Source organism: Leptospira yanagawae serovar Saopaulo str. Sao Paulo = ATCC 700523 (genome assembly GCF_000332475.2).
In the GTDB taxonomy this organism is placed as follows: domain Bacteria; phylum Spirochaetota; class Leptospiria; order Leptospirales; family Leptospiraceae; genus Leptospira_A; species Leptospira_A yanagawae.
The window spans coordinates 95,190-117,245 of the sequence record NZ_AOGX02000022.1 but is presented as its reverse complement, the minus strand read 5'-3'; the positions used below and the strand labels follow the sequence as shown (position 1 = coordinate 117,245).

General features: G+C 38.0%; 19 protein-coding genes, 1 other RNA gene and 1 pseudogene. 13 read left to right on the top strand and 8 right to left on the bottom strand.

All coding sequences use genetic code 11. The annotated features are described in order from the left end of the window. Nucleotides 1-24 precede the first annotated feature (24 nt). Nucleotides 25-1,098 (top strand): TauD/TfdA family dioxygenase, encoded by a 1,074-nt coding sequence (locus LEP1GSC202_RS11550; protein WP_015677913.1) that lies wholly within the window; start codon nt 25-27, stop codon nt 1,096-1,098. Continuing rightward, on the top strand, nt 1,099-1,830 hold the full coding sequence (locus tag LEP1GSC202_RS11545) for a bile acid:sodium symporter family protein (protein WP_015677954.1): 732 nt from the start codon (nt 1,099-1,101) through the stop codon (nt 1,828-1,830). It begins immediately after the preceding gene. Here the strand turns inward: LEP1GSC202_RS11545 and LEP1GSC202_RS11540 are convergent. Together LEP1GSC202_RS11540 and LEP1GSC202_RS11535 are read right to left on the bottom strand one after the other, a co-directional pair. Next, the gene (locus tag LEP1GSC202_RS11540; protein ID WP_015677837.1) at nt 1,827-3,494 is read right to left on the bottom strand and encodes an NADPH-dependent assimilatory sulfite reductase hemoprotein subunit; all 1,668 of its coding nucleotides are present in this window, start codon (nt 3,492-3,494) and stop codon (nt 1,827-1,829) included. The two genes, LEP1GSC202_RS11545 and LEP1GSC202_RS11540, sit on opposite strands and share 4 nt — an antisense overlap. Before the next feature lie 7 nt (nt 3,495-3,501). Then, entirely contained in the window at nt 3,502-5,265 is a 1,764-nt protein-coding gene (locus LEP1GSC202_RS11535; protein ID WP_015677830.1) for a diflavin oxidoreductase, read from the bottom strand. 164 nt (nt 5,266-5,429) lie between these two features. Between LEP1GSC202_RS11535 and cobA the strand changes: the two genes are divergently transcribed. Continuing rightward, a complete protein-coding gene (gene cobA, locus LEP1GSC202_RS11530) occupies nt 5,430-6,224 on the top strand; it encodes a uroporphyrinogen-III C-methyltransferase (RefSeq protein WP_039928924.1) in 795 nt (264 codons plus the stop codon). Next, nucleotides 6,221-6,814 (top strand): precorrin-2 dehydrogenase/sirohydrochlorin ferrochelatase family protein, encoded by a 594-nt coding sequence (locus tag LEP1GSC202_RS11525; protein WP_015677930.1) that lies wholly within the window; start codon nt 6,221-6,223, stop codon nt 6,812-6,814. The genes cobA and LEP1GSC202_RS11525 overlap by 4 nt, the downstream gene beginning before the upstream one ends. Nucleotides 6,815-6,817: 3 nt before the next feature. Here the strand turns inward: LEP1GSC202_RS11525 and LEP1GSC202_RS11520 are convergent, their stop codons facing one another. Beyond that, a complete protein-coding gene (locus LEP1GSC202_RS11520; protein WP_015677906.1) occupies nt 6,818-7,417 on the bottom strand; it encodes an LBF_1134 family protein in 600 nt (199 codons plus the stop codon). Here LEP1GSC202_RS11520 and LEP1GSC202_RS20500 point away from each other — a divergent pair. Next, a pseudogene (locus LEP1GSC202_RS20500) lies at nt 7,311-7,850 on the top strand (nuclease-related domain-containing protein); the annotation flags it as partial. The gene LEP1GSC202_RS11520 and the pseudogene LEP1GSC202_RS20500 overlap by 107 nt on opposite strands. Nucleotides 7,851-9,001: 1,151 nt before the next feature. Here the strand turns inward: LEP1GSC202_RS20500 and rnpB are convergent. Then, nucleotides 9,002-9,349: RNase P RNA component class A (gene rnpB, locus LEP1GSC202_RS19475), an RNA gene on the bottom strand. 105 nt (nt 9,350-9,454) lie between these two features. Between rnpB and LEP1GSC202_RS11505 the strand changes: the two genes are divergently transcribed. Continuing rightward, entirely contained in the window at nt 9,455-9,907 is a 453-nt protein-coding gene (locus tag LEP1GSC202_RS11505) for an LEPBI_I1174 family sigma 54-regulated protein (protein WP_015677945.1), read from the top strand. A 187-nt stretch (nt 9,908-10,094) separates the two neighbouring features. On the opposite strand, the gene LEP1GSC202_RS19900 is transcribed toward LEP1GSC202_RS11505, so the two are convergent. Together LEP1GSC202_RS19900 and msrB are read right to left on the bottom strand one after the other, a co-directional pair. Beyond that, the gene (locus tag LEP1GSC202_RS19900) at nt 10,095-10,316 is read right to left on the bottom strand and encodes a hypothetical protein (protein ID WP_156825383.1); all 222 of its coding nucleotides are present in this window, start codon (nt 10,314-10,316) and stop codon (nt 10,095-10,097) included. A 33-nt stretch (nt 10,317-10,349) separates the two neighbouring features. Continuing rightward, complete coding sequence (msrB, locus tag LEP1GSC202_RS11495) at nt 10,350-10,730, bottom strand: peptide-methionine (R)-S-oxide reductase MsrB (RefSeq protein ID WP_015677849.1); 381 nt, start codon at nt 10,728-10,730, stop codon at nt 10,350-10,352. Nucleotides 10,731-10,839: 109 nt separating this feature from the next. Here msrB and LEP1GSC202_RS11490 point away from each other — a divergent pair, with 109 nt between their 5' ends. Genes LEP1GSC202_RS11490 through LEP1GSC202_RS11460 form a run of 7 tightly spaced genes read left to right on the top strand, consistent with a single transcriptional unit; the run spans nt 10,840 to nt 19,058 of the window. Further along, nucleotides 10,840-11,718, top strand: coding sequence for a Rossmann-fold NAD(P)-binding domain-containing protein (locus LEP1GSC202_RS11490; RefSeq protein ID WP_015677894.1), 879 nt, complete (start codon nt 10,840-10,842; stop codon nt 11,716-11,718). Continuing rightward, on the top strand, nt 11,711-13,246 hold the full coding sequence (gene hemC / locus LEP1GSC202_RS11485; RefSeq protein WP_015677883.1) for a hydroxymethylbilane synthase: 1,536 nt from the start codon (nt 11,711-11,713) through the stop codon (nt 13,244-13,246). The genes LEP1GSC202_RS11490 and hemC overlap by 8 nt, the downstream gene beginning before the upstream one ends. Then, nucleotides 13,243-14,196, top strand: coding sequence for a porphobilinogen synthase (hemB, locus tag LEP1GSC202_RS11480; protein WP_015677866.1), 954 nt, complete (start codon nt 13,243-13,245; stop codon nt 14,194-14,196). The genes hemC and hemB overlap by 4 nt, the downstream gene beginning before the upstream one ends. Next, nucleotides 14,193-15,476: a glutamate-1-semialdehyde 2,1-aminomutase gene (hemL, locus tag LEP1GSC202_RS11475; RefSeq protein ID WP_015677888.1), complete on the top strand. Its 1,284-nt coding sequence runs from the start codon at nt 14,193-14,195 to the stop codon at nt 15,474-15,476. The genes hemB and hemL overlap by 4 nt, the downstream gene beginning before the upstream one ends. Then, nucleotides 15,473-16,516: a uroporphyrinogen decarboxylase family protein gene (locus LEP1GSC202_RS11470; protein WP_015677919.1), complete on the top strand. Its 1,044-nt coding sequence runs from the start codon at nt 15,473-15,475 to the stop codon at nt 16,514-16,516. The genes hemL and LEP1GSC202_RS11470 overlap by 4 nt, the downstream gene beginning before the upstream one ends. Next, nucleotides 16,513-17,853, top strand: a complete 1,341-nt coding sequence (gene hemN / locus LEP1GSC202_RS11465) for an oxygen-independent coproporphyrinogen III oxidase (RefSeq protein WP_015677927.1) — start codon at nt 16,513-16,515, stop codon at nt 17,851-17,853. Before LEP1GSC202_RS11470 ends, hemN begins: the two co-directional genes overlap by 4 nt. Next, nucleotides 17,850-19,058 carry a protoporphyrinogen/coproporphyrinogen oxidase gene (locus LEP1GSC202_RS11460; protein WP_015677932.1) on the top strand — a complete coding sequence of 403 codons (1,209 nt, stop codon included), beginning with the start codon at nt 17,850-17,852 and terminating at the stop codon, nt 19,056-19,058. The genes hemN and LEP1GSC202_RS11460 overlap by 4 nt, the downstream gene beginning before the upstream one ends. On the opposite strand, the gene hemH is transcribed toward LEP1GSC202_RS11460, so the two are convergent. Together hemH and topA are read right to left on the bottom strand one after the other, a co-directional pair. Beyond that, nucleotides 19,032-20,120: a ferrochelatase gene (hemH, locus tag LEP1GSC202_RS11455; RefSeq protein ID WP_015677951.1), complete on the bottom strand. Its 1,089-nt coding sequence runs from the start codon at nt 20,118-20,120 to the stop codon at nt 19,032-19,034. The two genes, LEP1GSC202_RS11460 and hemH, sit on opposite strands and share 27 nt — an antisense overlap. Continuing rightward, nucleotides 20,110-22,050: a type I DNA topoisomerase gene (gene topA, locus LEP1GSC202_RS11450; protein ID WP_083930016.1), complete on the bottom strand. Its 1,941-nt coding sequence runs from the start codon at nt 22,048-22,050 to the stop codon at nt 20,110-20,112. Before topA ends, hemH begins: the two co-directional genes overlap by 11 nt. Nucleotides 22,051-22,056: the final 6 nt, after the last annotated feature.

Below are 22,056 nucleotides of genomic sequence, written 5' to 3'. Positions count from 1 at the left end.
TAACAATTTCGTTAACCTGGCAGTATGGCGAGCCAATCAACAACTGTCGAAAACCAATGGATCAGCAAACGTTTCCTTTTTGGGACAAAACTACCAATTGTCTATGAACCAGTCCATGAGAAACCAATTGAGAACTTTACCGACTGGATTCGCACCCACCAAAAAGAATGGCGTGAAGATTTAAAAAATCATGGCGCCATTTTATTGCGAGGTTTCCCGGTTCATGAAGCTCTCGACTTCCAATCGATCCTGTATGCAACAGAAGAAAAAAATTTGGGAGAGTTTTACTTAGGGACATCGCCGAGAGACCAGGTCGTAAAACACGTGTTCACAGCCAGTGAACTTCCTCCGCATTATCCAATCATGCAACATGCGGAGATGAGTTTTCTCGACAACCCACCGAAATTATTATTTTTTTATGCGGAAAAAGCATCTGAATTTGGCGGAGAGACCCCACTCACAGACCTGCGCGAAGTGTACAAAGAAATTGATCCCAAGCTCATAAAGAAAATTGAAACATTTGGGATACGATATCGAAGGCGTTATGATGGTCCTTCGAAAAAATCCAGATTTTCACTTTGGAAAACGAAACGTTGGGATGAAATGTTTGGAACCACAAACTTGGAGGAAGTGAAAAAAATTGCTGACCAAAATAGATTTCAATTGGAATGGTTTGGCAAAGATTCGTTAACCATCACCAATGAACAATCAGGGTTTCGAATCCATCCACAAGCAAATACCATAGCATGGCATAACCATTCACAAACATTTCACCACCAAGCTGCTGTTAGCGAGGTATGGAAAATTGTGAAACGACAAAAAACGATTCGTTCTCTCGGTGTTGCGATACTACTTACTTTACTGACGATATTAAAAAGATTAGCAGGTCAAAAATCACATGATGTACATGTGACTTACGGGAATGGAGAAGAAATTTCTGTGAATGAAATGAAATCGATTTCAGATGTGTTTTGGAAACATATGGTTGCCTTCCCTTGGCAAACAGGTGACGTACTCATCATTGATAATTTTTCCGTTTCGCATGGACGGCTTCCCTTCACAGGACCACGTCGTATCTTAGTAGGATGGTCTGATTAAATGGATATCAATGGAGTTCGACTCAATTTTAACAAAGAATCCGTTTATCTTATCAATGCATTGGGAATGGTCCTTGTGGCCTCTTGCCCAGGTGGGAAAATGTCGAATTTTTTCACACATTTGGCGAAAGGTAATTTGGCACTTTCTGTGAGTCTTACAACTTTTTCTTCGACCTTTGCCTTTCTATTGACTCCTATCGGATTTTTCTTTTGGGGAAATATTCTTCCGATCACTCGGAGTTATCTTAAATCGATCTCTGTCAGTCCAATTGAGATTTTAGTTTCCATTACAATACTGCTTGTTGTTCCCCTACTACTTGGAATTTTTTTTCAAATACGATTTTCTAAACTCACTCATTCAGTGAAACGTGTAGTGCAAAGAATATCCATTTTGTTACTTGCATTCTTTATCATCGGTGCCTTGGTTACAAATTGGAAATTTTTCAAAGAATACATCCACCTGCTATTCGGACTTGTATTCCTTATGAATTTAGCAGGACTTTCGATCGGATATTACATAGCAAAATTATTTCAGTTACCGATGAGCGATCGGAAAACAATCTCAATCGAAACCGGAATTCAAAATTCTAGTTTAGGTCTTGCCATTGTTTTTAGTTTCTTTGATGGTTTAGGTGGAATGGCAATGATTTGCGCATGGTGGGGAATATGGCACCTACTTGCAGGTGCCGCTATTGCTACATATTGGAATCAAACTTCCAAATTGGGATCCTAATTCAGTATCCCAATTCGATTGATATAATCTCCAAAAGATTCTTTTCCATTTCTTTCTTTGGAAAATTTACCAAAAAGTCCATCTAACTCATTTAAGATAGCAGATTCATCCAAATCTTCTTTGAATTTTTTGTTCAATCTGTAACCTTCCGCATCGGCTCCTAAATGGAGGTTATACTTTCCATAAGATGTACCTACAAGTCCTATTTCTGAAATGTATGGCCTTGCACATCCATTGGGACAACCTGTCATACGTATGGATATCGGTTCCGAAGCCAGACCATGTTTGGTAAGAATGGGTTCAATTTTATCGATTAAACTTGGTAGGTAACGCTGCGCCTCTGCAAGTGCCAACGAACAAGTGTTTAATGCCACACAAGCGATCGAGTTTTTTCTAATCGGAGATACTTCTGCTGTTTTTCTATGAACACCGAATTTCACAAGAATGGATTCAATTAAGTCTTTGTCTTTAGGAAAGATATCAGACAAAATCAAGTTTTGGTTACACGTGAATCGGAACGTTGCTCGTCTTGTTTTTGAAACTTCAAGTAAGGCTGTTTTTAGGTTGTATCCGTGTTCATCACAAACCCTTCCATTTTCAACGAAGACAGTGTAATGCCAGTTACCGACAGCATCTTGTTTCCAACCAAAATCATCTGACCTTTGTGTGAATTGGAAATCCTTTGCTGGTTCAAAACTAATTCCGGCTCGTTTTTCCACTTCTCGTTTGTAAAACTCGACACCTAACCGGTCTAATGTGTATTTTAAACGAGACAACTTTCGGTCTTCACGATTTCCAAAATCCCTTTGGACAGTTACAATTTCATACACAACTTTTAGAATGTCTTTTTTAGGGATAAAACCAAAAACAGTTCCGACTCTCGGGTAAGTATCAGGATTCCCATGAGTGGTTCCGAGTCCTCCCCCAACTGCTACATTAAAACCTAATAGTTGCCCGTTTTCAATGATGGCAATGAGACCTATATCATTGGTAAAGAGATCCACATCATTGTAAGGTGGGATTGCAATCGCAATTTTGAATTTACGAGGTAGATATACGTCCTTATACAAGGGATCTTCTGGTTCCTCTTTTTCAGCTAATAGATTTTCATCCAACCAAATTTCATAATAAGCTCTCGTTTTGGGAAGAAGTGATCGACTAATTTCCCCCGCATAACCAAACACTTCCTTGTGAAGTGGACTAGCCGCTGGATTTGATGTACAAGTTACGTTTCGATTCACATCACCACATGCAGCAATGGAATCTAAAAATACAGAATCAAAGGCCTTAATCGTAGGTTTGATTTTGGATTTTAATATCCCGTGGAGTTGGACAGTTTGTCTTGTTGTGATTTTGATCGTTCCCGTCGAATTCTCACCAGCAACATTATGTAGTGCTTCCCAATGGACAGGTCCAATCATACCACCAGGTATTCGGAGGCGGATCATAAAGGAATATAATCTTTCTAGTTTCTTTAACGCTCGTTCATCCCTTCTATCACGATCATCTTGTTGGTACATACCGTGGAATTTAAGTAATAATTGGTCATCGGATCGTAAAGAACCAGTGTGTTCGTCTTTTAAACTATCTGCAAGTGTCCCACGAAGGCCACGGCTTAGTCTTTTTACTTTTTCAGCGAGTGTTTCTTTTTTAGTTTCTGCCATGATTTCCTCAGTAAACGTCCTTGATATAACGGCCAGATTCTTCTAATTCTTTTAAATATTCAGAAGCCTCTTTTCCAGTGTCAAAAGTTCTTTCCGCTAAAATTTCAATTAATTTGCGATCAACGTCCTTACTCATTGGATCTTTTGACCCACAGAGGTAAATGACCGCACCATTTTCAATCCATTTCAAAAGTTCCAAAGCATTTTCACCTAAACGGTCTTGGACGTATACCTTCTGTTTGGTGTCACGAGAAAATGCTGTATTCAATTTATGTAATACACCAGTATCCATGAGTTCCAATAACTCAGTTTGGTAATAGAAATCGGAAACAAAGTTTCGCTCCCCAAAGAATAACCAATTTTTTCCATTCCCACCAGACTGTTCTCTTTCAAATAAAAAACTTCGGAATGGAGCAATACCCGTTCCTGGACCAATCATAATGATATCAGTATCGGGACTTGGCAATCGAAACGAATTGTTTCGTTGGATGAAAAATGGAACTTTATCCCCTTCTTTTAGTGTTGCAAGGTAACCTGAACAAAAACCTGATTTTAAACCTGTAAAGGTTTCAATTTCTACCTCTGCTACCGTTAGGTGGACTTCCTCTTCCCCATGAGCCGAAGGACTAGAAGCAATGGAATAATACCTTGGAACGATTGGTTCTAAAATATCGATGAGGGATTGTACTTCTAATTTGGAATCCGCAGGGTATAACGTTAAAAGCACATCTAAATCCAATTTTCCTGAAGGAATTTCTTTTTTAGAGAGTGCAACATACTTTTGGATCACACGATCTGGTAAAAACCGAATGGAAACTTTTTTTTGGAGCAAATCATATAACATCCAAGTTTCCCCTTTGTATGAAACACGTGTTTCTCGGTCTGCTTCCAATAATCCTAAAATTCGATTTACTTCATCTTCTCTGTTGTATGCGAGAAATCCAGCGCTATCTCCAGGCAAATAATCGACAGGAATGGGGGATTTGATTTCAATATGCCTCGTTGACTTAGTTGCTCCAATGTCATTTAACACAAGGTTGGTGACAATGGTTCCTTCATAAACAACCTTTCCACCAGAACTCGGTTTCGATGTTGTGGTTTGTGATTGTTTAGAAACTTGTGTGGTAGCAGTTTTTGAAATCGCGTTTAATTTGGAAATGAGTTCTGTCATCCACGGTTTAGAGACAATTTCAAAATCCACATCACATTTTCCAAGTTCATGGATTCGTTCTGCGCCCAGTTTTTCAAGCATAGAGTCCACATCGATTCCAGTTTGGCAAAACAATGGGTAACTCGTATCACCTAATCCAAGTACGGCGAATTTTACTTTTGATAATGAATCTTTAGATTCCGATAAAATTTGGATAAATGGTTTTGCTGCTTGGGGTGGTTCTCCATCTCCATGAGTGGAAACAACAACAAATAAATACTCTTCTTCTTTTAAATCTTTCGCTTTGTAGGTATCTGTACTTTTTAATTTGGCTTGTACACCAAGTTCTTTTAATTTTTTAACCAGTTCGGTTCCTAGTTTTTTAGAATTTCCCGTTTCTGTACCATACACCACACTGCATTGGATGGGTGCGGCTTTTAGGTTTCCATGGGAAGGATCATTGGAAGAGATGCTAACAGGTGGGCTTAAGGAGACATCCACACTACCGCCAATACTAGCCTGTGTGAGGGCAGAAAGGTATCCCGACATCCATACCCATTCGTCTTTTGTGGATTCTTTTAGTAATTGTAAAAATCGATTGCGTTTCTCATCGGATAACATAAAAACCTATGCTTGTGTTGGATTCCAGTAAAACATCCAAAAAGTCTTATAAATTGAATCTTTTCCTAAGGTTAGAGACGAGTAAACTAAAAAACTGGAGATTTTGTAGAAATAATTAGCCAATCACTTGACTATTTCTAGCAGAATTGCAAGGTATAGCAGATATGTCCTCCAATAAGACAGAACAGGGCTTCGTGAGTTTCGTGAGTGGTGGGCCAGGACCCGTTGACCTATTGACACTCCGCGGAAAATCTCGAATCGAATCCGCCGAAGTCATTTTGTATGATGCCCTTTTGGATCCTAGTTTTTTAGACATCTTCCCTGTGTCTGCCCAAATCCTATATGTGGGGAAACGTGCCAAAGAACACTACCGGACACAGTCCGAAATCAATTCTCTCCTCGTAGAATTTGCGACCCAAGGAAAACGGGTTGTGAGACTGAAAGGAGGCGATGCTTCCATCTTTGGTCGGTTATCCGAAGAAATCCAAAGTTTAGAATCCTTTGGCATATCCTATGAAGTTGTTCCTGGTGTGAGTTCGGTGACAGCGGGAGCTGCAAACCTAAAAATTTCACTCACCGTACGAGGGTTAGCTCGCCAAATCATCATCCTTGATGGCCATACGATATTAGAAGATGAACGTAGTTGGATGGGAATGGAAAATTTCCCCGGAACAATCGTTATCCTTATGGGAAGCGAAAAAACAAAAGAACTTGCCGCAAGACTCATCCAGAAAGGAGTTTCGGAAAACACACCTATTGTTCTTTTAGAAAATGCTGGGAACATCAATGCCAGCTATACGGTTTCCACTCTCGCAATTACAGTGTTAAACGGTTTAAAAAAAGAATCGAAAGGACCTGGCATTTTATATGTTGGTGAGGTGTTTCGTTCCCTTTTACATAGGGAAAGGGTTATCCAAAACAAAGTCATGTCACCATCCTCTATTTTGGAATCTTTATGAACCCCAAAAAATACCCAATCTTTCTCAATTTAGAAGGAAGGAATATACTAATCGTGGGCGGGGGAAGTGCATGCCTTGAAAAATTAATGGGATTGGAATACACAGGGGCGAACCTCCATTTGATTTCTTTAGACTATAGTGAGGATGTGATTTCATTTTTAGAAAGATACCCACAAATCAAAAGGGAAACTCGCGCGGTAATCGAGGAAGATTTAAATCATAGAGACATTATTTTTTTAGCAACAAGTGATACAGAAACCAATAAAAGGTTTCGGACTTTAGCTAAAAACAAAGGGATTTGGGTGAATTCTGTAGATGATCCCAAAAATTGTGATTTTTATTCTTCTTCCACGGTGACAGTTGGTCCCATCCAATTTGCAATTTCCACCGATGGAATGTTTGCTGGTGTTTCCTCAACACTTCGAAAACTATTTGAAGAAGTGTTACCAGAAGAAGACCACGAACTTTTGGAAACCATTTTTATCATGAGAAGGAAATTAAAGGAATTACTCCCAAACCAAGAAGAAAGACGAAAGGTCTTAAAAGGTATCATCCAAAAATTAAATTCTGAATACTTCCACAAACCTTAAACATCATTCCGGATAAATTTGAACAATCGTTAACGCATGTTCACCTGCCCAAATTGAATGTAAAGGAATGTTCACAACCATTTTGTCCTTACTATCAAGGCGCACAGTCCACTCACCCGCTGTTCTTGGCTCAAAAAATTTTACTTCTTTTATGGAATAAGGGAATTGGATTTCGAATTGAATGAATTCCACGAGGGTATTGAATCGTAATAAGTCATCGCGTAATTTCGCTTCCGCCAAAATCGAACTGATCTCTTCTGGGTTGATTTCGAGGGCTTTTAAAAGTGGAGAGTTTTTACTTGTATCTATGGCAAGTTGGATCTCTTTATTTTCTTCGTCACGGAACTCAATGAAACGAAATCCAGGTGGCAACATCTGGGTAAAGTTTCCAAATTGATACGATCTTTCTTTTAAAGTGATGACAACCTCACCTTTATCCTTAATCCCTGAACCCAAAAAACTCCCTTTTGGTTTCTTCGTGATTGTTTTTTGGTAAATGAGCAAGTCACCTGATAGGTCAGGTTTGATCTTTATTTTGATATTCCCACCTGCACAGGCACAAAACAATAGGCAGAATAATAAGGTTTGTGGTATCCGTTTCATATCGCCATTACATCATACAAAGCGAAGTTTACAGAACAAAAAAATGATTTATCCAAAACAGTTCCACGGAAAAACGAGAGACATCTCCCTTGAATCCCATTATTACCATCGTTTTTCTAAAGAAATCCAACTTCCCTGTAACATCTATTACTCCCTCACCCTCATCACCCCCGATGTACCGATGCGAGAAATTGATTTCCTTGTGGTATCTCCTTACGGTGTGATTACCATTGAATTAAAAAATGGAAAGTGGAGGCAAAAAAAAGGAGAATGGGAATTTTATAATGTTCGGGCCAGAGACTGGGAACCTGTTACTGGTAAGTCTTATAAAAATCCAATTGAACAAGTCACCACACAAAGACAAATCATAAGGGAATTTTTCAAGAACCACAACCAATTAGTGGATCTGTTTCCAAAAGAATATTACGATAGTGCAATTTTCTTTTTAAAAAATGAACGAAAAGAATTCCACCTACCCAATGACCAAAACTTATATGTTTTTGGCGGCAAAGAAGTAGGAGATGAAACAAGTTTAAACGATATTCTAGAATCTATCTTTTATCGTAGTGGAAGAGAACCATTACCAGAATCTGTTCTTGTCAAAGCACACGAAATCATCAAAAAAAATCTAAACTTTTTCCAAACCTTTCGTTCTCACAAAGAAAAAGAAGAAGAGAATTTATTGTTTTTTACAAAAGAACAATTTTCCCTCGTACAAGGCATTACCAAATATTCACATAATTTAATTTACGGAAGTCCAGGTTCAGGAAAATCAATTTTATGTGGAGAACTTGCCTTACAATATGCAAGGAAAGGGAAAAAAGTTTTATTATGGCAAGGTGCGAAAGCCTTATATGAAATTTGGAAAGATGAACTCTCTCAAATCCCTGAAAAAAACAATATTCAACTGATCTCCCAATTGAATGAAATCAATCATAATCATATCGATATTTTAATTGCTGACGGAATCGAAGAAATTCTTTGTGAAGCAGTTCTTTCGGAAATTACGTTGTATCTCTCTCCCCTATTTTGGGAGGGAAAAGAATGGATTCTTTTTGTTTCGAGAAGGTTGAAGTATACACCCACTCCATTTTTAAACTACTTACAATCATTACCTGTCCACATTTGGGACATCAAAAGGAATATTCGTAATTCTCCAGAGATTGTTGCATTTGCAAATACCTTACTCAATGATTTTTCAGAATCATCTGTGCAAAACAATTTATCGGACATCCAATTCATCAAATCTGATGAAGACCTAACAGACCAAATTCGATGGTGTTATGGATATGCAAAAAAAGTATTGGAGATCGAAAATGATGAAATTGTTGTATTGTACAAATCTGATGAAACGATTCAAAAAAATGGATTAAAACAATTTTTAGAAGAAAATCAAATGCGCCATTACTCTTGTGAAAATTTTGCAGGAATGGAAGAAACATGTGGGATTTTGATAGGATTTGAAAACTGGAACTTAACGGAAACCAAAACGATATTGGCTGAAACCATTCTAAAGATTAGAAGCCTGGTCTGTGTTTTTTACCCACCCAACGAAGAAGATGTGATCCAACGGATTTTAAAAAAAGGTGACTCTGGCCCGTAAGCCGGATTCTGTTTTAGGCGATCATTTATCTAATGCTCTCTACCCACAACCTGGCGGGACAAGCTCATAACGGTTGTTTACTTGAGATTGCACATCGGAGGGTTTACCGGCCATTGTTTTTACAAACAAAGCGGTGGGCTCTTACCCCACCATTTCACCCTTACCCACACAGTAGGCGGTATCCTTTCTGTTGCACTTTCCGTCCCTTCCTTGCCATTGCTAACAAGGAAAAGCCCAAGCATTACTTGGTCCGATTGTCCCCTAGTGTCCGGACTTTCCTCCCCTCTTCTTCCAGTGGGAACAAGAAAGGCGATCGCTCGGCCAGAGTCTCTTTCATGGAATCTTAGAATCTCGAAACGTCGAGGAGTATTTCGAAAGATTGGCACAATTTATGCATCTTCATCTGTGAATTGAAAACCGCAAGGATCCAACGTATGAAGACTACCTATTTTGCATTATTTTTAATCATTTCCAGTGGTTTGTGGGCAGAACCAAGTTTGGACCAATCAGTGGCAGAAATCCTTGACCAAACTCGCTTATCCCGGATCCCAACGGTCATTTCTCAATTAGAAGAACGTTCCCACAAAAAAGTGGAATCAGGAGACTTCCTCGGCGCAAGAGAGGATTTGAAAAAAGCAATTTTACTCAAACAATCCATTGGCATGAAAGAATCCGAAGGCAATGCCCAGTTATTGTTCCAAATGGCAAATCTGGAAACAAAATTAGGCCATAGTTGTGAAGCCCTCCATTACACATCCTTAGCCAAACAAATTGTCAAAAAGGTAAGCCTACGTTCAGAATTTACACAAATTTCTCAAAACCGCGGAGGTTCTGCTGGTGTTGGAAAATGGGAATCTTGTGAAGAAGTTTCTTGGTTGCAAGATTGAGAGATTGATCCGTAAAAAAGGATAACGAAAACGTTTCCTGTAGTGTCATTTTCCATTGAATGAAAAATGCATCCCAATGTAAATTTCCATTACAGGAAAAAAAACACTTCGGGACAATTTCCATCGTAGGAAAATCACATCGCAATGTAAATTTCCATTGCAGGAAAAAAACACCATGGGTCAATTTTCATCGTAGGGAACATCCTACTTGGTATCCAAAAATGTGGCATTCCAGTACAACCGGTTTCATTCTGCCGTGTGTGGATAAGAACAACCGAGTGGACCTTTCTTTTGGATCAGTATGGAACCCTCGGTATTCTGATTTGGGGATGATTTGTAAATTGGCCTCAGATGTTTGGGAACAGAAAATCCAATTGTTTATGATCTGTAATTTTACACTTTGAATCAAATTTCCTGATCCGAAACGTTCTTTCCATTTGGTTCATTCTGATTTTTGAAATTTAAGGGAAGCAGAATTCACACAGTAACGTAGTCCTGTAGGTTTCGGTCCATCAGGGAAAACATGGCCTAAATGAGCCCCACAATTTTGGCACATGATTTCGGTTCGTACCATCCCATGAGATTGGTCTGTTTCGGTGGCAATCACATCCGATCTCACTGGCTCATAATAACTTGGCCAACCACTTCCAGAATCATATTTGGAATCAGAAGAAAACAATGCTTCACCACAACAAACACAAAGATAAGTTCCCTTTTCTTTGTGTGCATAGTATTCGCCAGTGAACGGACGTTCGGTGCCCTTTTCCCTTGTCACTTGGTATTGTAATGGTGTGAGAGTTTCTTTCCAATTTTGTTTTTCCATCCTCATTCTCCTGTAAGTAATTGAGATTTAGTATCAATATCGCATTTTATTTTTTTAGGAACTGACAATCTTGTGACAGTTACGAGATTGTATTTGATAGAATAAAATTATGTGGTCAAACCTGATTCTACTCCATGCAACTGATCCCAAAACGCAAATCTTAGACGATTCTCGCGTTGAGGTTTGGCAAACATGCCAGAGAACACTTGTCTTCACGGACAAGAGGATCTTTCCCATGGAAGAGGGAAACGAACGGTTTTTTGATGGTTGGGAAGTACACCAAGGGTATGATGCATACCGCTTTTTGTTGGAAGTGGTATCTGGTTTACGTTCGAAACTTTTTGGGGAATCTGAAATCCAAGCACAATTTCGGGATCGTTTTCGCGAAGAAAATACAAATGGTTCCAACTTTGCACTTTCCCTCCTCCGCCTTCGCGACCAAATCTTAGAGCAGACCAAACAAATTCGCTCCAAATACCTCACAGGAATTGGAAGGCAAACTTATGGCAGTGTCACCGAGTCCTATTTACAAAATCACAAAGAAGTCACGCTCCTCGGAACTGGAAAACTTGTGGATTCCATTTTGCCATACCTTGTTTCCAAACAAAAACAAGTTAAGCTCATTGGTAGAAATCAAAACCGGTTATTGGAACTTAACCAACTCTATCCAAACATTACTACCTACCATTGGGAAGATTACCAACCTAAAAACGAAGCGATTGTCATTGCCTCTAGCTTTTTACCTTTTAACTGGGATGAGATGATCCGATCAGCATCCATCATACTCGACTTTAGAGAAAACTCGGGAACAAATAATGGATACAGTCATTACGTTCCACTGTCCCAAATCTTAAACGATCTTCAAGAAACAGATGAACAAATCCAGTCAGTAAAAATGGACTTACAATACTTTCTTACGGAACTCACAAGGGAAAGGGAGGAAGAACAGTTGCATATTATCAATGGATGGGAAGACTTACTTGTCTGAAGCAATTAAAATAGGAGGTAGGTCCTCCCTACTCTCTCGCATTCAAATTCATACCGTCACCAATGCTTTAAAAGAAAAAAACAAAAACCTTCAATTTGAACCTTTTTTTCGAGAATCATCAGGAGATAAGGATCTAACGACTCCACTCTGGCAATTTGCGGGACAAGGGATTTTTACCAAAGATTTACAAGAAGACCTTCTGAATCATAAAGTAGATATCGTAATCCATTCCTTTAAAGATATGGATCTAAAGGAAAGAAAAGATACAATTCTGATTCCAGTTTTGCCAAGAGAAGATGTAAGAGACGTATTACTATTTAAAAAAAACAAATGGATCAATTTACCAAACGAAATCACAATCTTAACATCTTCACCTAGAAGAGAATATCATATCAAAGAATTTCTAAAAAATTATTTTCCAACCCCTATCAGTAATTTTGAAATCAAAATCGAATCTGTTCGTGGGAATATCCAAACTAGACTTCGAAAGTATTTAGACCATGAATCGGGTGGAATCCTTGTGGCAAAGGCCGCATTAGATCGAATTCTAAATTTTCAAGACAAAGAAAACCAATTACCTGAACTAAAGGAAATCAAACAACTCATCCGTGACACTTTAAATTTATCTTTGTTTATGGTATTACCTTCATCCATTTTTCCAAGTGCTCCCGCACAAGGAGCGTTATGCGCTGAAATCAGGAAAGAAGACATACACCTCGAAGCCTTATTAAGGGAAATATCCGACGAGGAATCAGTTTTCACTGCTACAGAAGAGAGAAAAATTTTGTCAGAGTACGGCGGAGGTTGTCATCAAAAAATTGGTGTTACTGTTTTAGAACGGGATTATGGCAAAATCACATTTGTTCGTGGCATTACTGAAGATGGAAAGGTTTTACAAACAAAAGAACTTTCGGGAAGTCCAAACCTTTCTTTTACAAAAGAAGAAGTATGGCCACCTAACGCTAAAATGGCTGCTAGGCAACGAGAAAGACTAACCTATTCCATTCCAAAAGACGTAGATGTATTTGTATCTCGAGGTTACGCATTTCCATTGGATTTATCTGTCAACCCAAGTAACCAAATCCTTTGGTCGGCGGGATTATCCACTTGGAAGGACTTAGCACTTCGTGGTTTTTGGGTGAACGGAACTTGTGATGGACTTGGAGAAAGTGAACCACCTGAAATTGACTCCATCCTTGGCCGAAAACCAAATTTTGTGAAACTCACTCATATGGATTCGGATAAAAATTCAAGTGTATATCCTGTGGTACCTACTTATTTTGTATCCGCACCTGAAATTCCAATCCCATTTGATCCATCCAAAATCAAAGCAGCATACTGGAGGAGCGGGTCGGAATTTGATATCGTAACCAAAAGATATCCAGAACTTTTAAATGTGATCCATTTTGTAGGACCTGGCTCGACATTTAGAAAAATCAAACATGCGCTAGGTGAAGAAGGATCAAAAAACAAAGTTTTTGTTTCTTTATCTTTTGAATCTTGGGTGGAGAGGTACATCAAACCATGAAAAAACATACACTTCGTTTACGCTCCAATCAATTCCTTCGTAATTTGAGTGAGTCTGGTTCCTTAAATGCAAACAAAATGATCCAACCACTTTTTCTTGTGGAAGGACTCACAGAAAAAGAACCAATTAAAGGTTTACCAGATGTATATCGCGAAACTAATAAATCCATATTCACTCAGATTGAATCTGATTTAAAATCAGGTGTATCTCAATTTCTATTATTCATGGTACCGAGTGCCAAGTCAGATACAAATTTCTCAAAAGAATTTTACCAAACCAATATCAGTGCTATTAAAAAAGCATTTCCAGAAATGTTTTTATGGTTAGATACTTGCATTTGTTCAGTCACAACTACAGGGCATTGTTGCCATTTCCATCCACAAGGAACCATTGATTTACAATTAACCTTAAGTCGTCTCTCAGAACTTGCGTTGATTTATGCAGATGCAGGAGCCGATGGTATCGCACCAAGTGATATGATGGATGGCAGAGTCGCATCACACCGTAAGATCCTAGATGAAAACAGTCATTCTCATGTTCCCATCATGAGTTATTCAACGAAATTCAAAAGTAATTTTTATGGACCTTTCCGAGGTGCTGCGGATTCCTCACCACAGTTTGGTGATAGAAGTGGATACCAATTGGATGTGAGAGATAGAGACACTGCCATTCACACTTCAATCCGTGATAAAGAAGAAGGTGCTGATTTGTTAATGGTAAAACCAGGTATGACAGCGATTGATCTCATTGGGCCCATCAAAGAAAAAACAAACTTACCCACTGGAGCATACCAAGTGAGTGGTGAATATGCAAGTTTAGTGTACTTAGCCAAAGAAGGATTTTTAAATTTTGAAGATGGATTAAAAGAAACATGGGATGTGTTTCGTAGAGCTGGATCCTCTTTTCTCATCACATATGGTGCAAGGATTGCACAAAGGATGTATTCATGAATTCGGAAGATCTATTCCAAAGATCAAAATCAGTTGTACCTGGTGGAGTGCACAGCCCTGTTCGTTCCTTCTCTTCTGTTGGTGGCACTCCTATTTTTTTCAAAGAAGCAAACGGCGCCTATCTCACGTCAGTTGAAGGAAATCACTACATAGATTATTGTTTGAGTTTTGGTCCCTTATTATTTGGACATCGTCATCCAGAGATACAAGAAGTGGTAGAAGATACGGTGAAAAAAGCTTGGTCTTTTGGTGCTTGTGAACCTTACTCTTTAGAACTTGCCGAATTTATCACCGAACGAATCCCATGGGTAGAAAAAATTCGTTTTGTGAATTCTGGCACAGAAGCGGTGATGAGTGCACTTCGCGTTGCAAGAGCCGCTACAGGACGAAATAAAATTTTAAAATTTGATGGTTGTTACCATGGTCACCTCGACCAACTTTTAGTAAAATCCGGATCTGGACTTGCTGGACTTAGTTCAAGTGATAGTAAAGGAATCGGTCCAGAAATCATCCAAAACACTCTTGTCCTCCCACTTGACGATGAAACAAAAATGGAAGAGTTATTCCAAAGAGAAGGTTCAAATATCGCTTGTTTGGCGATTGAACCATTACCTGCAAATTATGGATTACTACCACAACGAATTGAATTTTTAAAAAAATGCCGCGAGTTAACAACAAAGTATGGAGTGTTATTATTATTTGATGAAGTGATCTCTGGTTTTCGTGTTTCCTTTCAAGGAATGGCTGGTATCACCGGTATCGAACCTGATTTAGTCTGTTATGGAAAAATCATTGGAGGTGGATTCCCTGTTGGAGCTTATGCTGGAAAACGAGAGTACATGGATCTTGTTGCTCCAAGTGGACCTGTTTACCAAGCAGGAACTTTATCAGCGAATCCAATTGGGATGCGAGCGGGACTGAAAACCCTTACCAAAGCTTGGACGGAAAATCCTTATCCAAGTTTAGAGAAAACCACCAAACATTTAACTGATGGAATTTTGAATCTTTTATCCCAATATGGAGATTCGCATTGGGAAGCTGTCAACTTTGGAAGTTTATTTTGGCTGAAAGGAAAAACAGACAAACCCTTACGAACCATTTCTGAAATTCCAGCGACACATAAATCTAACTTTGCAATCCTTTTCCATAAACTCCTCAAACAAGGTGTATACTTGGCACCTAGCGGTTATGAGGTGGGCTTTCTATCAACAGCTCACACCCAAGACATCATCGATCTAACACTTGAAAAAACAAAAAAAGCATTAGAGGCCAACACTTGATTTCAACAAAATACCACAACGAACGATTTGCAAACGCGATAAATTTAGTGCCTCAAAACATTCCTCCCATTTGGTTTATGCGCCAAGCGGGAAGATACCATTCTCATTACCGTAAACTGAAAGAATCTTACAGTTTTATGGAATTATGTAAAAATCCAGATCTAGCAGCAGAAGTAGCATTGGGTCCAGTGAAAGAATTTGGATTTGATGTAAGTATTTTATTTTCAGATCTTCTCTTTCCTTTAGAAGCTCTCGGTATGGGATTAACATATGATCCTGGTCCCAAATTATCCTTTTCACTGAGGTCAATTACAGATTTAAACAAACTAAAACCGGTTGATGATGCAATTGAAGGATTGTATTTCCAAAAAGAAGCGGTAAAACAAACTAGAGAAGTTTTACCAAAAGATGTTTCTCTTATTGGATTTGTTGGTGGGCCATTTACGCTAATGACGTATGCAAGTATCGGGAAACATGATGGAAATTTATCCTTTATCAAAACCAATCAAAACTTTGTAGATGAATTTTACAAAATCCTGTTACCACTTTTAAAACAAAACATCGAATTACAATTGCAAGGTGGCGCGGAAGTTGTGATGGTATTTGACACAGCCGCAGGAATGTTAGATCCAAATAATTTCCGTCGTTATGTAACAGATCCGATCACGGAGCTCACTAAAACATTTCCAAACCAAATTGGTTATTATGCAAAAAATTCAACAGAAAATCAAATGACTCAAATCCATTCGATCCCTCATTTAGTTGGGTTTGGTGTGGACCATCGCTTTTCCATGCAAACAGTGCTTAAGGAATTTGGAGGGAAGGGATTTCTACAAGGGAACTTTGACCAAGAACTATTATTTGCGGACACTTCCACTTTAAAACAAAAAATAAATGAGTATCTTGCACCGATGAAAGATTTGGATCCTGAAGACCGAGTGGGTTGGGTAGCGGGACTTGGTCACGGTGTATTACAATTCACTCCAGAAACATCCGTTCACTTACTCATCGAAACAACAAGAAAGGTGTTTGGCACATGAAACACTTACTCGAAAAATATGACACACCGGCACCAAGGTATACCAGCTACCCAACTGTCCCTTATTGGACAGACTCACCTTCTACAGAAGATTGTATTGAATCCTTAAACACATTCCTTGCTCCAAAAGAATCGAAACTTGCCCTTTATTTACACATTCCATTCTGTGAGACTCTTTGTACGTTTTGTGGGTGTAATACATCAATCACCAAAAATCATTCAGTCGAAGAGCCCTATGTGAGTGCCATCCAAAAAGAACTTACATTGTACATCCAAAATGTACCCAATTTAAAAGGTAAAGAGTTAAGTGAACTTCATTTAGGTGGAGGAAGCCCAACCTACTTATCTGACTACAACCTTCAATCTACAATTGAGTTCATTTTAAATCAGTTATCCTCATCCAAAGAACCACAGTATTCCATTGAAGTCGATCCAAGAAGGACAAGAGTCTCTCAACTCAAACTTTTACACCAATTAGGGTTCAAACGAATCAGCCTCGGCGTGCAAGATTTTGACCCTGAAGTCCAAAGACTCGTTAATCGAATCCAACCTTTCGAACTCACAGAGAATATCACATTGGAAGCAAGGAGTCTTGGTTTTGATTCTGTTAATTTTGATTTAATTTATGGCCTTCCCAAACAATCCTTAGATTCGATGAAATACACGATGGACAAAACCTTGGAACTAAAACCAGATCGCATTGCGTTTTATTCTTATGCCCATTTACCGTGGATTAAGGCATCCCAACGACTTTTCACAGAAGAAGATTTACCGGCACCAACAGTCAAACGTGAGTTATATGAAATGGGAAGGTCCATTTTAGAAAAAGAAGGTTACCGAGAAATCGGAATGGATCATTTTGCTCTCCCTCATGATAAATTATGGAAGGCTTTCCATAACAGAGGATTACACCGTAATTTCATGGGATATAGCGATTCCAAAACAGATGTAATGTTAGGATTAGGTTCTTCTGCAATTTCAGAAACACCGAATCTCTTTTTCCAAAACATCAAACTTGAAATGAAATATCGTAAGTCACTTACAGAAAACAACTTACCAATTTTCCGAGGTCACAAACTCACTCATTCTGACCGATTGAGAAAACAATTAATTTTAGAACTGATGACAACATGGCAAGTAAAGGTTCCAAACGAATTGCATACTCATACCAAAGAATTTTTATCCGAAATGGAAAACGATCAACTTGTAACTTGGCAAAATGGAACGTTAACGGTAACGGAACTTGGTAAACCTTACCTAAGAATCGTAGCAATGGCTTTCGACGAAAAATTACAAAATACAAAACCTACAGGCCCAGTATTCTCTAAAGCGATATGAAAGAAGAAATTCATATTTTTGGAGCAGGAATCACTGGTTTATTTTTAGCATACCATCATGTAAAACGTGGTGACCTGGTCACTCTCTATGAAGAAAACAATACACTAGGTGGTGTTATTGGAACAAAAACAGTAAAGGAAGGTTTGGTAGAGCAGGCTGCCAACGGAATCCTTCTCACAAACGACATTAAATCTATGTTAGATGAAATAGGCCTAACTCCTTTATATCCTAAAAAAGCATCCAAACGTAGGTATTTTTTTATCAATAAGAAATTATCTCAATTTCCAATTTCAATTTTAGATGGAACCAAACTAATATACACCATTTTCCTAAAAAAACTAAAATTTAATCCCAATCTAAATTTTGAAGAATGGAGTAATGATACATTTGGTATATCTGTAACGAAAAATATTATTGAACCGGCATTAGGTGGAATTTACGGAACACGATTAAACGAATTACATGCAGACACTATTTTTTCTAAGTGGGATGGGAGTGGGACGAGTACCATTTTCAAAGAAATCATTAAAAATAAAAAAAAATCGTATGGGACTGTATCCTTTGCAAATGGAATGGGAGACTTGGTCTCACATTTGGTATCCTATCTAAAGCCAAAAATCAAGATCCAAACAGGAGTTTCTCTTTCGAGTATTTCGCAGATGGAGAATCTAAAAGGTTCAGTTCGGATTTGTATCTCTTTAAAAAATCTAGTTCCAATCTTAGGAAACTCACTTAACCCAGAAGAAACACCAAATTTACTTACAATTTCCACCATCACAAGGTTTGGTGAGACAAGACTAACCAAAAAACCATGTTTTGGAGTCCTTTTCGGAAAAGAAGAAGGGGTAAGAGCACTTGGAGTTCTATGTAATTCTGATATATTTGATGGAAGAGTGAAAGACAGTTCCCATTCTGAAACTTGGATTTATCCGAAGTTAGACGGTTTTTCTTCAGAGAAAGAAATCGAATTCATTCTCGAATCAGACAGAGCTATGATCACCAAAAAAAAGGAAAAAGCAAAAGCAATTTACAAAACCACTTGGGAAGGTGTTTTCCCCGCTTACGACCGAAATCTATTTTTATGTAACCAAAAATTCGATCAAATGGAAACCAATTGGAAAAAAAATGGATTGGACATTCAATTTTTAGGTAATTACAGAAGAGGTATTGGTCTTAGATCAATTTTTGAAACGACAATGCCTTAAGGATTCTCCTCCTCTTTCCTTACAGATACAATGTTGCAAGGAATTATCAGCAGCTAATGTCTGTTCTGCTAAAAATTGTAAAAATGGTTCATACACTCCCAACGCAGGGATTCGAACAAAAGACTTCCCACCTTTTTCCAAAGTTAGTTCTTTGAATTGTTCTCCAATTTCTTCTAAGGTTTCCAAATGATCACTCACAAAACTGATTGGATACACAGCGATGTGTTTGCCATTGCTTGCAAGTTCTGAAATTTTTTGAATCGTACTTGGCTCTGTCCACTTTGCGGGCCCTACTTTACTTTGATAGGAGATATGTACTGATCCGTTAAAACCATATTTACGAAGTTCGGCTACAATTCCATTTACCGATACTTCCACTTCATCCATGTAACGATCACCTTTTTGTATGAGTCGCATCGGAACCCCATGAGCTGAAAAGACGATATCCAATTCTTTCCAATCACAATTCGGTTTATCCTCAGGATAATGTAGAAATTGAAATTTTTTAAGTTGGTCTGTAAAAAATTCATAAATAAATTGAGCCGTGAGTTCGTGGAATTTAGACGTTAATCCAAAATGAGGTACATACCCTCCACTTCCCACTGGGCATTCACCAAACTTCTCTTCTAATATAGCAAGGGCGGATAAAACCGTTGATCGTGAAAACTGCGGGTATAATGGTAAATACAATGTATTGGGATTTGGTTTTGTAAATTCAGAATCTCTAATATTAGGAAAACCACATGCCATCGCCACCTTTACCTTCCACGGTGTGCCAGAACATTTGGTTAAGATTCCCTCCAATACCTTTGCTTGTTTTTCTGTTTCGGTAACAAGAGGTGAACCACCACCAAAACCCATCGATTCGTATGTTTTTTTTACCTTAGGAGCTCTTTTTTTGGCGATGAAACGAGCAAGTCTGATCCTTAAAAATTCAGGCAGTGGCAAATCAAATACAAAGGGATCAGAAAATAAATCTCTTAAAAAAATTTCAATTTCACTAGATGACCTAGGCCCACCTAAGTTTACTAATATCAATGTTTTCTCTTCTTTATTTGTCATAAGTGATGTAGTCACAATGTGGGTATCGCGAGCAAAAATAAATGGTTTTTCCATTTTTCCCGAGTTTGGTTTTCACAAAACCTTCCAAACAATTTGGGCAAGTTTGGCTCATTCCTTGATTTAGACTTAACTTGGACTTACTTGGTGCCCTATTGTTTTCAATCTTTGTATGAATTGAATCATTTGATTTTTGATGTGACTTTGGTTGACTCTTTTTTTCATCTTCCGATTGGTTTGGACTTTTTCCAATGGCTTCATCGTTCTTTTTTCTCGGTGATTTTAAAATCGATTGCAGTTGATGGTAAAAAGATGAGACCAATTGGACTCTTGATTCTTTTTTTTCTGTGATTTGATCGAGTTTAGTTTCTAAATCTTTTGTAAATGACTCTCCAATCATTTCCTGAAAGTTCAAAGATAAATAGTTGTCCACTTTCATACCTAGAGCAGATGGCCCAATGTTTTTTTGGTATTCTACAATGTATTTTCTCTTTAACAAAGTTTCCAGAATACTTGAATAGGTGGAGGGCCTTCCCACTCCCGTGTCTTCCATTTTTTGGATCAATTTGCCTTGGGTGTATCGAGTCGGTGGTTCTGTTTCTTTTTCTTCTATGGCATACGATTGATAAAAAAATTGATCCCCAACTTTTCCTAACGGATTCTTTTGATCTCGTTTTTCGTTTGTACCATAAAAATTTTTAAAACCAAAATCAAATATAGTTTCAAAGGAATACAAAAACATATGTTTCCCAATTGGAAATTCATAAATCACCTCTTCACCGATTTCGGGTTTCATAAGGGAGATTAAAAAACGTTCCCAAATCAATTGGTATAATTTCCATTCATCAGCAGTTAAATAAGATCTAATCAATTCAGGTCGCAGATTGGGATCAATCGGTACGACTGCTTCATGGGCGTCTTGTGAAAACTTTTTTTGTTTCTGGTTTTTACGATTCCCTTCTAATAAAAGATTTGGGTAATTTGTTTTTAGAAAAACTTCACCTAACTCACGTTTTGAGTCAGATATACGAGTGCTGTCAGTTCGCATGTAAGTGATAAGACCGACTGTTTCCCCTGATTGTAATTTTTTACCTTCAAATAAACTTTGAGCTATCCTCATTGTTTTTTTTGAATCAAATTTAAGACTACGAAAACTAGATTCAAGTAAACTGGCTGTGGAAAAGGCCTTCGGAGGATTCCGATTGATTTTTTTAGTTTTGATGTGAGTTAAAACCAATTCTTTTAACTTGGAAGGTTCTGGAAGAATTTGTAGATCTTTTAAAACTTGATTGGTATCCTGAAAGTTCAATTTATCTTTCGAATGGTATTTGAGTTCAATATTCTGATTTAAAAAAGTCCCAATCAATTTTAGTTGGTAATACGTTTCTTTGGAAAATCGTTGAATCTCTTTTTCTCTTTCGCATATCCAATGTAATACAGTGGATTGAACTCTACCGGCAGAAAGGGTTGGAATTTTTAATTTTCTCCATAAATCTGGAGACACTTCAAATCCAAAAATCCGGTCTACCACACGCCTTGCAATTTGAGATTCTATGGATTGCAAATCCAGTCCCATTTTTTTTTGTAATTGAAGTTTTAATTCAACTTTTGTGATCTCTTTTAATCGCAATCGATACATTGGTTTTTTTAACTTTTTAAGTTCATCAAAACAATGTTTGGCGATTATTTCACCTTCACGATCTGGGTCACTTGCGATATAAATCGCCGTTGATTTTTTTGCCTTTGTGTGGATTGACTGAAAAAGACTTTTTTTACCTTTTAGCCATTCGTATTCAGGTTCAAAAGAATTGGAGAAGTCCACTCCATAGGATTTGGGTGGTAGGTCTTTGATATGACCTTTTGTGGCAACCACCACCCAATCCTTACCTAAATAAGAAGTGATGGTAGCTGCTTTTGTTGGGGATTCGACAATTAATAG

What these genes read in the sequence shown, in the direction of transcription:
- LEP1GSC202_RS11550 (WP_015677913.1), top strand. Translation starts at nt 25, where the DNA reads ATGGCGAGCCAATCAACAACTGTCGAAAACCAATGGATCAGCAAACGT.
- LEP1GSC202_RS11545 (WP_015677954.1), top strand. Translation starts at nt 1,099, where the DNA reads ATGGATATCAATGGAGTTCGACTCAATTTTAACAAAGAATCCGTTTAT.
- LEP1GSC202_RS11540 (WP_015677837.1), bottom strand. Translation starts at nt 3,494, where the DNA reads ATGGCAGAAACTAAAAAAGAAACACTCGCTGAAAAAGTAAAAAGACTA.
- LEP1GSC202_RS11535 (WP_015677830.1), bottom strand. Translation starts at nt 5,265, where the DNA reads ATGTTATCCGATGAGAAACGCAATCGATTTTTACAATTACTAAAAGAA.
- cobA (WP_039928924.1), top strand. Translation starts at nt 5,430, where the DNA reads ATGTCCTCCAATAAGACAGAACAGGGCTTCGTGAGTTTCGTGAGTGGT.
- LEP1GSC202_RS11525 (WP_015677930.1), top strand. Translation starts at nt 6,221, where the DNA reads ATGAACCCCAAAAAATACCCAATCTTTCTCAATTTAGAAGGAAGGAAT.
- LEP1GSC202_RS11520 (WP_015677906.1), bottom strand. Translation starts at nt 7,417, where the DNA reads ATGAAACGGATACCACAAACCTTATTATTCTGCCTATTGTTTTGTGCC.
- LEP1GSC202_RS11505 (WP_015677945.1), top strand. Translation starts at nt 9,455, where the DNA reads ATGAAGACTACCTATTTTGCATTATTTTTAATCATTTCCAGTGGTTTG.
- msrB (WP_015677849.1), bottom strand. Translation starts at nt 10,730, where the DNA reads ATGGAAAAACAAAATTGGAAAGAAACTCTCACACCATTACAATACCAA.
- LEP1GSC202_RS11490 (WP_015677894.1), top strand. Translation starts at nt 10,840, where the DNA reads ATGTGGTCAAACCTGATTCTACTCCATGCAACTGATCCCAAAACGCAA.
- hemB (WP_015677866.1), top strand. Translation starts at nt 13,243, where the DNA reads ATGAAAAAACATACACTTCGTTTACGCTCCAATCAATTCCTTCGTAAT.
- hemL (WP_015677888.1), top strand. Translation starts at nt 14,193, where the DNA reads ATGAATTCGGAAGATCTATTCCAAAGATCAAAATCAGTTGTACCTGGT.
- hemN (WP_015677927.1), top strand. Translation starts at nt 16,513, where the DNA reads ATGAAACACTTACTCGAAAAATATGACACACCGGCACCAAGGTATACC.
- LEP1GSC202_RS11460 (WP_015677932.1), top strand. Translation starts at nt 17,850, where the DNA reads ATGAAAGAAGAAATTCATATTTTTGGAGCAGGAATCACTGGTTTATTT.
- hemH (WP_015677951.1), bottom strand. Translation starts at nt 20,120, where the DNA reads ATGACAAATAAAGAAGAGAAAACATTGATATTAGTAAACTTAGGTGGG.